Raw genomic sequence first — 14082 nt, 5'->3', positions numbered from 1 at the left:
TACCTCCATCATTTAACGTAATAGTTACTCATATCTTAGATTATTTAAGAATGCAATTAAAATTTGAGCTCGCAATTCATTTTCTAATTTCCCACACAAAGTTAAGACTGGTTTTTCCATTGCAGAAAGGATTAGAGTTGCCTCACGTTTTGTTAACATATCATCTTCATATAACTTTTGAACAATTGAATAGGCATCTTTTTGTGAAATTTTATCGCCAATAATTTGAATCATGGCATCGAGCATTTCTGCTTTGTCTAATAATTTTACTTTAATAATTCTAATGTATCCACCACCACCGCGTTTACTTTCAACTAGATAACCTTGTTGGATGGTAAAGCGCGTGTTAATTACATAATTAATTTGAGAAGGCACACAATTAAATTGATTAGCCATTTCACTACGCCGAATTTCAATTTGTTCATGGGCAGTTAAAACTTGTTTCAAATAGGCCTCAATAATATCAGACATATTTTGATTTTGCATGAGTCTCCTCCTTTAAAAATATTTTATTAGATTTTGACTAATACTGACTTTAATTATACGAGAAAATAATAGATTTGAAAAGCAAGTCTACTTATTTCTACAATATTTTTATAAAAAACAGTTAAAATATGTCACAGATCAGCTAATTTCCTAAAATTACAATTAAAAAAAATGATTTTAACTCCAAAAATGGAATTAAAATCATTTTTTATCGTTCATTTTATCGGGAAGACAGGATTCGAACCTGCGACCCCTTGGTCCCAAACCAAGTGCTCTACCAAGCTGAGCTACTTCCCGTGGGTATGAATCGTAATTGTTCCTATTTTCTTTATAAAAAAAAAGAAATGCACCCAAGAGGAGTCGAACCTCTAACCGCTTGATTCGTAGTCAAGTACTCTATCCAATTGAGCTATGGGTGCAAATGGTGCCGAGGGCCGGAATCGAACCGGCACGGTGATCACTCACCGCAGGATTTTAAGTCCTGTGCGTCTGCCAGTTCCGCCACCCCGGCATGGAATGTGGATCAGATTTCAAAGAAATCTGGGCAAGCTAGACGAATCTAGTAAGCGAAAGACGGGGTTCGAACCCGCGACCCCCACCTTGGCAAGGTGATGTTCTACCACTGAACTACTTTCGCATCGCATATATTTTATTTAATGAAATAGTATAAAAATGGTGCCGGCTAAAGGAGTTGAACCCTCGACCCTCTGATTACAAATCAGATGCTCTACCAACTGAGCTAAGCCGGCTATATAAAAAAATAATTATGGTGCGGGTGAAGGGACTTGAACCCCCACGTCTTACAACGCTAGATCCTAAATCTAGTGCGTCTGCCAATTCCGCCACACCCGCGCAAAAAAGGGCAGCTAACTATTCATTTAAAATGTTTAGTTATGAGTCATGTAGGATTCGAACCTACGACCCTCTGATTAAAAGTCAGATGCTCTACCAACTGAGCTAATGACTCATGGTGGGGGTTAACGGGCTCGAACCGCTGACCCTCTGCTTGTAAGGCAGATGCTCTCCCAACTGAGCTAAACCCCCAAAATGAATGGATATTTTGACTAAATGTATTGAATCCGCGTGGCAACGTCCTACCCTCACAGGGGGAAACCCCCAACTACTCTCGGCGCTGAAAAGCTTAACTGCTGTGTTCGGCATGGGAACAGGTGTATCCTTTTCGCTATCGCCACCACACAATTTTTTTACAACTTGCGGCGCTACTCTGCGTCTGTTTCCTTTACTCCACTCCTCATGCACACTAGTGCATTCCGGGGTTCGCTCAGTTACATCCTTGATTAGCTTGCAATTTGTTAAAAAATGCTTGTTTAGGTTGATGGTTACATCGACACTAAACTGCGATTCAATTATTTAGTTGTAGAGAGTTTGATCTCTCAAAACTGGAACTGTTTAAAAAGTAATTGTTTTGGAAACGTTCTTCACCGTTTATTTCTTGGTTAAGTCCTCGACCGATTAGTATTGGTCCGCTCCATACATCGCTGTACTTCCACTTCCAACCTATCTACCTGATCATCTCTCAGGGGTCTTACTCACTTACGTGATGGGAAATCTCATCTCGAGGGGGGCTTCACGCTTAGATGCTTTCAGCGTTTATCCCTTCCACACATAGCTACCCAGCGATGCTCTTGGCAGAACAACTGGTACACCAGCGGTGTGTCCATCCCGGTCCTCTCGTACTAAGGACAGCTCCTCTCAAATTTCCTGCGCCCGCGACGGATAGGGACCGAACTGTCTCACGACGTTCTGAACCCAGCTCGCGTACCGCTTTAATGGGCGAACAGCCCAACCCTTGGGACCGACTACAGCCCCAGGATGCGATGAGCCGACATCGAGGTGCCAAACCTCCCCGTCGATGTGGACTCTTGGGGGAGATAAGCCTGTTATCCCCAGGGTAGCTTTTATCCGTTGAGCGATGGCCCTTCCATGCGGAACCACCGGATCACTAAGCCCGACTTTCGTCCCTGCTCGACTTGTAGGTCTCGCAGTCAAGCTCCCTTCTGCCTTTACACTCTACGAATGATTTCCAACCATTCTGAGGGAACCTTTGGGCGCCTCCGTTACTCTTTAGGAGGCGACCGCCCCAGTCAAACTGCCCGTCTGACACTGTCTCCAGCCACGATTAGTGGCTAGGGTTAGAGTGGTCATACAGCAAGGGTAGTATCCCACCAATGCCTCCATCAAGACTGGCGTCCTGACTTCTATGGCTCCTACCTATCCTGTACAAGCTGTACAAACACTCAATATCAAACTGCAGTAAAGCTCCATGGGGTCTTTCCGTCCTGTCGCGGGTAACCTGCATCTTCACAGGTACTATAATTTCACCGAGTCTCTCGTTGAGACAGTGCCCAAATCGTTACGCCTTTCGTGCGGGTCGGAACTTACCCGACAAGGAATTTCGCTACCTTAGGACCGTTATAGTTACGGCCGCCGTTTACTGGGGCTTCAATTCTTAGCTTCGCCGAAGCTAACCAATCCTCTTAACCTTCCAGCACCGGGCAGGCGTCAGCCCCTATACGTCATCTTTCGATTTTGCAGAGACCTGTGTTTTTGATAAACAGTCGCTTGGGCCTATTCACTGCGGCTGATCTTTCGATCAGCACCCCTTCTCCCGAAGTTACGGGGTCATTTTGCCGAGTTCCTTAACGAGAGTTCTCTCGCACACCTTAGGATACTCTCCTCGACTACCTGTGTCGGTTTGCGGTACGGGCAATTTCTTTCTAACTAGAAGCTTTTCTTGGCAGTGTGACATCAGAAACTTCGGTACTGTAATTTCCCTCCCCATCACAACTTGTCCGTATAGAAGCAAGCATTTAACTCACCTCAAGACTCATTGCTTAGACGCACATATCCAACAGTGCGCATTTCTTAGCCTCCTGCGTCCCTCCATTGTTCAAACAAAAGAAACTGGTACAGGAATATCAACCTGTTGTCCATCGCCTACGCCTATCGGCCTCGGCTTAGGTCCCGACTAACCCTGGGAGGACGAGCCTTCCCCAGGAAACCTTAGTCATACGGTGGACGGGATTCTCACCCGTCTTTCGCTACTCATACCGGCATTCTCACTTCTAAGCGCTCCACTAGTCCTCACGGTCTAGCTTCGACGCCCTTAGAACGCTCTCCTACCATAGAACCCTAAGGTTCTATCCACAGCTTCGGTGTACTATTTAGCCCCGGTAAATTTTCGGCGCAGGGTCACTCGACTAGTGAGCTATTACGCACTCTTTAAATGATGGCTGCTTCTGAGCCAACATCCTAGTTGTCTAAGCAACCCCACATCCTTTTCCACTTAATAGTAACTTTGGGACCTTAGCTGGTGGTCTGGGCTGTTTCCCTTTCGACTACGGATCTTATCACTCGCAGTCTGACTCCCGGATATAAATCAATGGCATTCGGAGTTTATCTGAATTCGGTAACCCTAGAAGGGCCCCTAGTCCAAACAGTGGCTCTACCTCCATGATTCTTAATTCCGAGGCTAGCCCTAAAGCTATTTCGGAGAGAACCAGCTATCTCCAAGTTCGATTGGAATTTCTCCGCTACCCACACCTCATCCCCGCATTTTTCAACATACGTGGGTTCGGTCCTCCAGTGCGTATTACCGCACCTTCAACCTGGACATGGGTAGGTCACTTGGTTTCGGGTCTACGACCACATACTCATTCGCCCTATTCAGACTCGCTTTCGCTACGGCTCCGTCTTATCAACTTAACCTCGCATGTAATCGTAACTCGCCGGTTCATTCTACAAAAGGCACGCTATCACCCATTAACGGGCTCTAACTATTTGTAAGCACACGGTTTCAGGAGCTCTTTCACTCCCCTTCCGGGGTTCTTTTCACCTTTCCCTCACGGTACTGGTTCACTATCGGTCACTAAGGAGTATTTAGCCTTGCGGGATGGTCCCCGCGGATTCCGACGGAATTTCTCGTGTTCCGCCGTACTCAGGATACACAACAGAGTGAACTTTGTTTCGATTACGGGGCTTTTACCCTCTTCGGCGGACCTTTCCAGATCGCTTCTTCTACAAAACTCATTTATGACTCTTAATGTCGTGTCCTACAACCCCAAAGAGCAAGCTCTTTGGTTTGGGCTCTTCCCGTTTCGCTCGCCGCTACTCAGGGAATCGAATTTTCTTTCTCTTCCTGCAGGTACTTAGATGTTTCAGTTCTCTGCGTCTACCTCTACTAGCCTATGTATTCAGCTAGCAGTAACATTCTATAAAAAATGCTGGGTTCCCCCATTCGGAAATCTTTGGATCAAAGCTTACTTACAGCTCCCCAAAGCATATCGGAGTTAGTCCCGTCCTTCATCGGCTCTTAGTGCCAAGGCATCCACCGTGCGCCCTTATTAACTTAACCTAATTTATCTGTATTGCTTCCTACTTCTTCGTCCATTTAGTGTTCTGCGATGCTCACGTACGCTAGTACGCTCTGCTTCTCAAACCCTTCATGTCCTCGAATTAGAAACCACTACAACTAAATTTTTATCGATGGTATTCCAGAAGGAATCTCATGATGTTAGTCAATGATTTTATTCATTATCTTACGATAAGAACTAATTAAAAAACTCATTTAAAACGCGGTGTTTTCTCGGTTTCTTACTTTAATTACTTTTTAAACAGTATCCAGTTTTCAAAGAACAAATTCTGTAATCTGCAATCAGATTACAATGGAGCCTAGCGGGATCGAACCGCTGACCTCCTGCGTGCAAGGCAGGCGCTCTCCCAGCTGAGCTAAGGCCCCTTATTAAGGGTATTTAATTAAAAATAAATAATCCAATGGGCCTAAATGGACTCGAACCATCGACCTCACGCTTATCAGGCGTGCGCTCTAACCAGCTGAGCTATAGGCCCAGGAAATTAGGACTCTAAAAGACTATTTATAAGTACCAATTTGAGAGTTAGACCTCTCAAAACTGAACAAAGTAAAAACGAATGTGTGGGATTTCCGTAATATTCCTTAGAAAGGAGGTGATCCAGCCGCACCTTCCGATACGGCTACCTTGTTACGACTTCACCCCAATTATCTATCCCACCTTAGACGGCTGGCTCCTAAAAGGTTACCTCACCGGCTTCGGGTGTTACAAACTCTCGTGGTGTGACGGGCGGTGTGTACAAGACCCGGGAACGTATTCACCGCGGCGTTCTGATCCGCGATTACTAGCGATTCCGGCTTCATGTAGGCGAGTTGCAGCCTACAATCCGAACTGAGAATGGCTTTAAGAGATTAGCTTGGCCTCGCGACCTTGCGACTCGTTGTACCATCCATTGTAGCACGTGTGTAGCCCAGGTCATAAGGGGCATGATGATTTGACGTCATCCCCACCTTCCTCCGGTTTGTCACCGGCAGTCTCACTAGAGTGCCCAACTAAATGCTGGCAACTAGTAATAAGGGTTGCGCTCGTTGCGGGACTTAACCCAACATCTCACGACACGAGCTGACGACAACCATGCACCACCTGTCACTTTGTCCCCGAAGGGAAAGCTCTATCTCTAGAGTGGTCAAAGGATGTCAAGACCTGGTAAGGTTCTTCGCGTTGCTTCGAATTAAACCACATGCTCCACCGCTTGTGCGGGTCCCCGTCAATTCCTTTGAGTTTCAGCCTTGCGGCCGTACTCCCCAGGCGGAGTGCTTAATGCGTTAGCTGCAGCACTGAAGGGCGGAAACCCTCCAACACTTAGCACTCATCGTTTACGGCGTGGACTACCAGGGTATCTAATCCTGTTTGCTCCCCACGCTTTCGAGCCTCAGCGTCAGTTACAGACCAGAGAGTCGCCTTCGCCACTGGTGTTCCTCCACATATCTACGCATTTCACCGCTACACGTGGAATTCCACTCTCCTCTTCTGCACTCAAGTTCTCCAGTTTCCAATGACCCTCCCCGGTTGAGCCGGGGGCTTTCACATCAGACTTAAAGAACCGCCTGCGCTCGCTTTACGCCCAATAAATCCGGACAACGCTTGCCACCTACGTATTACCGCGGCTGCTGGCACGTAGTTAGCCGTGGCTTTCTGGTTAAATACCGTCAGGGGATGAGCAGTTACTCTCATCCTTGTTCTTCTTTAACAACAGAGTTTTACGATCCGAAAACCTTCTTCACTCACGCGGCGTTGCTCCGTCAGACTTTCGTCCATTGCGGAAGATTCCCTACTGCTGCCTCCCGTAGGAGTCTGGGCCGTGTCTCAGTCCCAGTGTGGCCGATCACCCTCTCAGGTCGGCTACGTATCATTGCCTTGGTGAGCCATTACCTCACCAACTAGCTAATACGCCGCGGGTCCATCCATTAGTGGTAGCCGAAGCCACCTTTCCTTCAAGAATCATGCGATTCCTGAAACTATGCGGTATTAGCATCCGTTTCCGAATGTTATCCCCCTCTAATGGGCAGGTTACCCACGTGTTACTCACCCGTCCGCCACTCACTTGGTTAAAGAGCAAGCTCTTCAACTTCGTGCGTTCGACTTGCATGTATTAGGCACGCCGCCAGCGTTCGTCCTGAGCCAGGATCAAACTCTCATATAAAATGATGCTTGAAGCTCATTAGTTTTGCTAGCGAATAATTATTCACTTTCTTGCTTGTTTGACTCAACCTTGTTGAGTCATCCTACACATTTGGTTCGTCTTACTTTGTTCAGTTTTCAAAGGTCTAAGTTGTTTCGTTTGTCGTTTTGACAACTTCTATATATTAGCAAATATCTTTTCGGTTGTCAACACTTTTTTAAAATTTATTTTTCGTTGAGACGCGAATACGTCGTAACGACATGTATTAATATACCAAGTATGACAAGGTTCGTCAACACTTTTTTATCTTTTTTTATCTTTTTTATTTAAAGATGAACATTAGATAAAAATACATTCTAATTTCTAAAGTTATTCCTACTAAAATACGAATTTAACAATGTGATTAACCTTTATTGTTCGTGATAAAAACTCCTTACCAATTTATTCTTTATTTCCATAGGGTGTATATTTCCACAAAATCGTTTATTTTATTCATGAATTTACGAAAAAAATTCATTTCCAATCTAGATTATTCTTTAATTCCTCACTTTTTCCTAAAAAATTCTGCTATATTTCATTCTTTTTAAAAGAATTAACTAGCGTAAAATTAAAGTCAACCGAAGCTTTTTATTTTTTTATTGCATCTATTTTAATTTTTAACTAGCATTCTCTATTTTTGAATTTTTATGCAAACGCATTCAGTAAGGAATAAGAAGCAACCAACTTTTATATAAAACAAAAAAGTATAATCACCTTAACTTACTCAGGCAATTATACTTCATTACATCTAGCTCATTTATTTAGTTGATTTTTGTTTTCGATAATTGATAAACAATATGACTGCAAAAATGATAGCTATAACTAGTAACCCAATCAAACAGATATCAATTAATAACGAATTTGTATCCTTAGTAAAAAAATACAATACTAAGAAAAGAATAATTAAAGTTGAGTAAATTGAGCTAAGCATACTAAAAACTTTCTTTTGATCCATATTTTTCACGGTTATTGCCACTCCTTTATCAGATTGGTACCATTAGCATACCGTAATCTTATTTTGATAGCAAATAAAATTACTCTTTTTCTTTCTAGCTTTAAAATAGGTCATTCCCAATGCTATCTTTAGTTCTATTTAGCTGTTTACGCATCTCTTTACCTACCAGTTCAATCGTATACAACGCTGGCAATTGCGAGGTGATATTTGCCTCTTGAAATTGTTCTTTATTTATATAGTAGGAAATGTTTGCATCTGATAGTCTAGCAATGGTGGACTTAGCGCTGTTAGTTATAGATATAACCTTTATATTTTGCATTTTTAAGTGATGAATATTTTTAATTATTTCTTTGTTCTCACCATCAACTGAAACTATAAACAAACAAGATTTTTTAGATACTTGGTTCGACAGATAATATAATGGATGATTAAATAAATCATCTATATGAATCGACATGAGAAATAATGAAGAAAAATATAAAGCTCCATACTCTGCCATCAGCTTAGATGATCCAACTCCAACAAAAATAACCAGTTCCGCTTCAGCTAAAACCGTTACAACTTCTTGAACGGAACGCTGAAACTCAGGTTGTGCTGTTCGGTTCAAAAAATCAATATATGTCGTCTCATCTGTCGTATCAATTGGAATTTGTTTTTGATTTTTACGAAACATTCGCAACTTAATTCTAAATTCAGCGAAACCCTGACAGTCAAATTTGCGACAAAAACGCAAGATGGTGGTCGTACTATAATGAACTTCATCTGCTAAATCACGAATTCTCATAAAAATAACTTTATCAATGTTCCCGCTGATATAATGATATATCTCCATTTCAGTATCATTTAATTCCACCGTTTTATCCAAAAACAACATATTTTATTCCCCCTAGCTTACTCCAGTATTTTAACATGTAACAAGGCGTAACGTAAAGGTAACGCTTTCCTTTCCTTAGTAATGAATCTCCTTATCTTTAATACACCTGTTAAAAGGGTATTTTAAACATTATAATGATTTGTGTAAAGCGCTTTACTTGTTGCTACACTTATATTATTTTAACTATGGAGGTTTAATGATGCAAGGATTAATGAATTGGTTAGAGAAGTATATCATTCCTATTGCTGCTAAAATCGGGAATGAAAAACATTTAGTTGCGTTACGTGATGGTTTTATCGGAACTATGCCAGCGACCATGGCTGGATCGATTGCCGTCTTATTAAATGCTTTTTTACGTGACTTCCCGACTACTTGGGGTTGGACTGGTTTTGTCACTGCGATGGAACCAATTATTGGCATTAATGGGTATGTTTGGCTTGGTAGCTTAGCTATTGTTGCAGTGATATTCGCAGTTGCGCTTGGCTATAATTTAGCAAAAGTTTATCATGTCGATCCTTTGTCCGGAGCTGTCGTGGCTTTAGCTGCTTTTTTTATGGGCTTAACTCAAACTGCAACAACAAATTTAGCTCTGTCAGAAAAAATACCTGGTAACATGGTAAAATTGATTAATGAAGCTGGCGGTAGTGTTACTGATGGAAATACTATCGTCACTAGTGCTTGGGGCTTTTTTAACTTCGACGCACATATGGGCGGATCAGGATTATTTACAGCGATTATCTTTGGTTTTATTTCAGTAGTAATCTTTTCAAAATTAATGTTAGCAAATATCACAATTAAAATGCCTGATTCTGTTCCACCAGCTGTGGCAAAAGCTTTCGCTGCTATTATTCCAGCTTGCGTAGCTTTATATACCTGCGGACTCATCAATTATGGGTTTTCTAAATTAACTGGTATGCCGATGATTGACTGGATTACATCTACCATTCAAGAACCTCTTCTAAACTTATCTCAAGGTTTCGGGGCCGTTTTACTCATTGTTTTCCTAGTTCATTTGCTATGGTTCTTTGGGATTCATGGAGATAACGTCATGGCTCCAGTTCTATCTACTATTTGGGGAAATGCCATGAATCAAAATATGAATGCTTTTCAAAATGGCCAAGATATCCCCTACAAATGGGTTTCAGGAACGTTCCAAGCTTTCGTTTGGCCAGGCGGGTCTGGCGCAACATTAATGCTAATTGTTGCAATCTTTGTTTTTTCTAAGCGTCCAGATTCAAGAGCTGTAGCAAATTTAAGTATTGGACCAGGAATTTTTAATATTAATGAACCTGTTATGTTCGGTATGCCGATTGTTTTGAATCCTCTTTACATGATTCCTGTCATTCTAGCTCCTTGTGTTATGGCTGGTGTAGCTTACTTCGCTACCATGACTGGCCTAGTCGCACCTGTAGTTGTTAGTGTCATTTGGGTCATGCCACCAATTGTTAATGGCTTCCTAGCGACTGGTGGCGATTGGCGTGCGATTATTCTTTCGATTGTTAATCTAGCAATTGCTTTCGTCATCTGGGCACCTTTCGTTATCGCTGCTAATAAAATAAAACTAGAAGATGTTGATTAATTTAAAAAAATAAAAAATACCGACTTAAACCTTTTGTAAAAGTTTAAGTCGGTATTTTAGTTAATCAAATTATAAAATTTCGTAATCTTCTTTCTGCATTGGCTCAACGACTCCTAATAGATAGCCATTTCCAACTTGTGAGAAGAAATCATGGTTACTTGTTCCAGCAGACATTCCATTCATAACAATTGGATTAACATCTTCTGCTGTATCAGGGAATAATGGTGCCATACCTAAATTCATTAAGGCTTTGTTTCCATTATAACGTAAATAAACTTTAACTTCTTCAGTCCAACCAACTGTATCATATAATAATTCTGTATACTTCACTTCATTTTCATAAAGTTTATACAATAATTCATAAATCCACCCTTGCAAACTTTTTTGTTCATCTTCTGATAACTCATTGAAACCTAGTTGGAATTTATAACCGATATACGTACCATGGACAGATTCGTCACGGATAATCAATTTAATGATTTCAGCAACGTTAGGCAATTTGTTAATTCCTAGATAGTATAACGGTGTGTAGAAACCAGAATAGAATAAGAAAGTTTCCAAGAAGACACTTGCTACCTTCTTTTGTAATGGCGAGCCTGTTTGATAAATATCATTCATAATCGCTGCTTTTTCTTGCAAATAAACATTTGAATTCGTCCAGTTGAAAATCTCTTCTATTTCTCTAGGCGTATTTAATGTACTAAATATAGAAGAATAGCTCTTAGCATGTACAGATTCCATAAATTGAATATTATTTAATACAGCTTCTTCATGAGGCGAACGGACATCTTGACGTAAAGCTGAGATTCCATCTTGTGATTGAAGCGTATCTAATAAAGTTAATCCACCAAAAACACGTTCTACTAAAGTTTTTTCAATACTTGATAGGTTACGCCAATCATCTAAATCATTTGAGATTGGAATTCGTGTATCTAACCAAAATTGTTCTGTTAATTTTTCCCATGTCTTTTTATCAAGAATATCTTCAAAACTATTCCAATTTATCGCCGCATATTGTTCTGATTCAGTCATCGTCTAAAATCCCTTCTATCTTGAAAAATAGCGCAGTTTAACGTGCGCTATTTCAACTTTTATTTAATCTTATATCGAGCAACTTTCACATGCATTACTACCGATTTCATCTGTATCATCTGTAAAGGTACGAATATAATAGATTGATTTACAACCTTTATGGTAAGCATAGTTACGTAAGATACTTAGATCTCTTGTAGTTTGCTTCTCATTTTCGCCTTTCCATTCATATAAACCTGCTGGAATTGTTGAGCGCATAAACAAGGTTAAGCTCATTCCTTGATCAATATGTTGTTGAGCAGCTGCATAAACATCGATTACTTTACGCATGTCCATATCGTAGGCTGATTTATAATAAGGCATTGTTTCATCTGATAAAAATGGTGCTGGATAATACGTTTTACCCGTTTTCTTTTCTTGACGCTCTTCAATTCTTTGCGTAATTGGGTGTAAACTAGCACTAGTTTCGTTCACATAAGAAATAGAACCATTTGGTGCTACCGCTAAACGGTTTTGATTGTATAAGCCAAATTCTTTAACATTATCACGTAATTTTTCCCAGTCTTCTGTGGTTGGAATAAATATACCTTCAAATAATTCGCGGACACGTTGAGACTCAGGTTGCCATTCTTTTTCGATATATTTGTCGAAGTACTCACCTGTTGCGTATTTAGACTCAGCAAAATCAACAAAAGTCTCATTGCGCTCTTTAGCAATATTATTACTTTCAACTAATGTCCAGTAATTTAATAATAAGAAATAAATATTAATGAAATCAACTGATTCCGGTGAGCCATAATGGATTTGATTCATAGCTAAATACGTATGCAGTCCCATTGCTCCTAAACCAATTGTATGAGCTTGATCATTACCTTTTTTAACAGAAGGAACTACTGCAACAGATGAACTGTCTGTAATAAATGTCAGTGCACGAGTCATTGTTCGAACAGAACGGCCAAAATCTGGTGAAGCCATTAGATTCACAATATTACTTGAACCTAAATTACAGCTAATATCTGTTCCAATTTCTTCATAGCTTTGGTCATCATTAATAATAGAAGGTTTTTGAACTTGTAAAATTTCTGAACATAGGTTACTCATCAAGATTTTCCCTTTAATTGGATTGCTACGGTTAGCAGCATCAATATTAATCACATAAGGATAACCTGATTCTTGTTGCAATTTACTGATTTCTATTTCTAAGTCACGTGCTTTAATCTTAGATTTTTTAATATCAGGATTATTCACTAACTCGTCATATTTTTCTGTGATATCAATATACGAGAAAGGCTCTCCGTAGATACGCTCAACATCGTATGGGCTAAATAGATACATATAATCATCATTTTTAGCCAATTCATAAAATTTGTCTGGAACAACTAATCCAAGAGACAATGTTTTAACACGAACTTTTTCATCCGCATTTTCTTTTTTAGTTGCTAAAAATGCGACAACATCTGGATGGAAAACACTTAGATAAACAGCTCCTGCTCCTTGACGTTGACCTAGTTGGTTACTGTATGAAAAACTATCTTCTAATAATTTCATAACTGGAACTACGCCGCTTGCTGCGCCTTCATAGCCTTTGATTGGGTCTCCAGCAGCACGCAAGTTAGAAAGTGAAATCCCTACGCCTCCACCGATTCTTGATAATTGTAGGGCGCTGTTAATACCACGACCAATACTATTCATATCATCAGTTAATTGTAGCAAGAAACACGAAACTAATTCACCACGACGCTTACGCCCAGCGTTTAAGAATGAAGGCGTTGCAGGCTGATAACGTTGTGTAATCATTTCTTCAGCTAAATCCATTGCTAGTTCTTCATTGCCATCGGCAAAATAAAGCGCATTAAACGCAATTCTATCTTCATAACGCTCTAAATAGCGTTGATTATCATTCGTTTTCAAAGCATATTGAGTATAAAATTTATGAGCTCCCATAAATGAACGGAAACGGAATTTATGATCGTAGGTTTTTTGGAATAATTTCTTGATAAATTCAAATGAATACTTAGAAATAAACTCTTCTTCAATATAATCATTTTCTAGTAAGTAGTCCAATTTTTCTCTTAATGTATGAAAAAAAACAGTGTTTGGATTTACATGCTCCAAAAAGTAAGCACGAGCGGCTTCTTTATCTTTGTGCATGGGTATTTTTCCATTCACTGGAATATTTAATTGATTATTTAATTTAAAATAGCTAGGGTTGTTTTGTTCTTTAGGAATTTTTGTTATGTTCAAGTTTATCAACCTCTTTCTTAAAGTTAATGACATCTAAGTCTGTTCCACTAAATTCAAATGCAAATAGCATTGGAACGTTGTATTTTTTGGCTAAATCTTTTGCTGTAAAGACAAAAAGATTGGCGAAGTTTAGGTTTCCACCACCCGCTACGCCTTTCAAGTGCATTTGATTATCACTATACTCGATAAAATCATTAATCAATTCGGTTACTTCGATGTCATAAGTAGGGGCCACTACGACATAGTCCTCTTCAATACGATAAAAAGGATTTGTTTCAGTGACCTCATAGCTATCTAAGTCTAATTTTTTTACAAAACGTCTGGTTTGTCCGGTTAAGGAAAAATAAACGATTTTCATAA

Annotated in this window: 6 protein-coding genes, 10 tRNA genes and 3 rRNA genes; 1 reads left to right on the top strand and 18 read right to left on the bottom strand. The window is 40.2% G+C overall.

Going from position 1 to position 14082, the window contains the following annotated elements:
• Positions 1-24: 24 nt before the first annotated feature.
• The 15 genes from MHI00_RS01480 to MHI00_RS01410 all read right to left on the bottom strand — a co-directional run bounded on the left by MHI00_RS01480 (position 25) and on the right by MHI00_RS01410 (position 8867).
• Positions 25-486, bottom strand: a complete 462-nt coding sequence (locus MHI00_RS01480; RefSeq protein WP_010049704.1) for a CtsR family transcriptional regulator — start codon at positions 484-486, stop codon at positions 25-27.
• 223 nt (positions 487-709) lie between these two features.
• A tRNA-Pro gene (locus MHI00_RS01475) sits at positions 710-783 on the bottom strand.
• A 48-nt stretch (positions 784-831) separates the two neighbouring features.
• Positions 832-905: transfer RNA gene (locus tag MHI00_RS01470), tRNA-Arg, on the bottom strand.
• Between the two features lie 3 nt (positions 906-908).
• Positions 909-997 (bottom strand) — tRNA-Leu (locus tag MHI00_RS01465).
• A gap of 54 nt (positions 998-1051) precedes the next feature.
• Positions 1052-1123: transfer RNA gene (locus tag MHI00_RS01460), tRNA-Gly, on the bottom strand.
• Between the two features lie 36 nt (positions 1124-1159).
• Positions 1160-1235 (bottom strand) — tRNA-Thr (locus MHI00_RS01455).
• An 18-nt stretch (positions 1236-1253) separates the two neighbouring features.
• Positions 1254-1338, bottom strand: a tRNA-Leu gene (locus MHI00_RS01450).
• 42 nt (positions 1339-1380) lie between these two features.
• A tRNA-Lys gene (locus tag MHI00_RS01445) sits at positions 1381-1453 on the bottom strand.
• A gap of 1 nt (position 1454) precedes the next feature.
• Positions 1455-1530 (bottom strand) — tRNA-Val (locus MHI00_RS01440).
• A 37-nt stretch (positions 1531-1567) separates the two neighbouring features.
• A 5S ribosomal RNA gene (gene rrf / locus MHI00_RS01435) occupies positions 1568-1683 on the bottom strand.
• 256 nt (positions 1684-1939) lie between these two features.
• Positions 1940-4861, bottom strand: a 23S ribosomal RNA gene (locus tag MHI00_RS01430).
• Positions 4862-5172: 311 nt separating this feature from the next.
• Positions 5173-5245, bottom strand: a tRNA-Ala gene (locus MHI00_RS01425).
• 36 nt (positions 5246-5281) lie between these two features.
• Positions 5282-5355, bottom strand: a tRNA-Ile gene (locus tag MHI00_RS01420).
• 110 nt (positions 5356-5465) lie between these two features.
• Positions 5466-7020, bottom strand: a 16S ribosomal RNA gene (locus MHI00_RS01415).
• The 16S, 23S and 5S rRNA genes sit together here with 10 tRNA genes alongside, the layout of an rRNA operon.
• 1073 nt (positions 7021-8093) lie before the next feature.
• Positions 8094-8867, bottom strand: coding sequence for a MurR/RpiR family transcriptional regulator (locus MHI00_RS01410; RefSeq protein ID WP_057001675.1), 774 nt, complete (start codon positions 8865-8867; stop codon positions 8094-8096).
• A 199-nt stretch (positions 8868-9066) separates the two neighbouring features.
• Between MHI00_RS01410 and MHI00_RS01405 the strand changes: the two genes are divergently transcribed.
• Positions 9067-10446 (top strand): PTS sugar transporter subunit IIC, encoded by a 1380-nt coding sequence (locus MHI00_RS01405; RefSeq protein WP_010052138.1) that lies wholly within the window; start codon positions 9067-9069, stop codon positions 10444-10446.
• Between the two features lie 69 nt (positions 10447-10515).
• Here the strand turns inward: MHI00_RS01405 and nrdF are convergent, their stop codons facing one another.
• The 3 genes from nrdF to nrdI all read right to left on the bottom strand — a co-directional run bounded on the left by nrdF (position 10516) and on the right by nrdI (position 14080).
• Positions 10516-11478, bottom strand: coding sequence for a class 1b ribonucleoside-diphosphate reductase subunit beta (gene nrdF, locus MHI00_RS01400; RefSeq protein WP_010052137.1), 963 nt, complete (start codon positions 11476-11478; stop codon positions 10516-10518).
• A 69-nt stretch (positions 11479-11547) separates the two neighbouring features.
• The gene (gene nrdE / locus MHI00_RS01395; protein WP_015077731.1) at positions 11548-13722 is read right to left on the bottom strand and encodes a class 1b ribonucleoside-diphosphate reductase subunit alpha; all 2175 of its coding nucleotides are present in this window, start codon (positions 13720-13722) and stop codon (positions 11548-11550) included.
• Positions 13700-14080, bottom strand: coding sequence for a class Ib ribonucleoside-diphosphate reductase assembly flavoprotein NrdI (nrdI, locus tag MHI00_RS01390; protein WP_010052135.1), 381 nt, complete (start codon positions 14078-14080; stop codon positions 13700-13702). The genes nrdE and nrdI overlap by 23 nt, the downstream gene beginning before the upstream one ends.
• Positions 14081-14082: the final 2 nt, after the last annotated feature.

The sequence above is a fragment of the Carnobacterium sp. FSL E2-0243 genome (assembly GCF_038003605.1).
GTDB classification, from domain to species: domain Bacteria; phylum Bacillota; class Bacilli; order Lactobacillales; family Carnobacteriaceae; genus Carnobacterium; species Carnobacterium maltaromaticum.
Note: the sequence above shows the minus strand (reverse complement) of the source record. Positions and strands in the feature narration are given on the sequence as shown.

What these genes read in the sequence shown, in the direction of transcription:
- MHI00_RS01480 (WP_010049704.1), bottom strand. Translation starts at nt 486, where the DNA reads ATGCAAAATCAAAATATGTCTGATATTATTGAGGCCTATTTGAAACAA.
- MHI00_RS01410 (WP_057001675.1), bottom strand. Translation starts at nt 8,867, where the DNA reads ATGTTGTTTTTGGATAAAACGGTGGAATTAAATGATACTGAAATGGAG.
- MHI00_RS01405 (WP_010052138.1), top strand. Translation starts at nt 9,067, where the DNA reads ATGCAAGGATTAATGAATTGGTTAGAGAAGTATATCATTCCTATTGCT.
- nrdF (WP_010052137.1), bottom strand. Translation starts at nt 11,478, where the DNA reads ATGACTGAATCAGAACAATATGCGGCGATAAATTGGAATAGTTTTGAA.
- nrdI (WP_010052135.1), bottom strand. Translation starts at nt 14,080, where the DNA reads ATGAAAATCGTTTATTTTTCCTTAACCGGACAAACCAGACGTTTTGTA.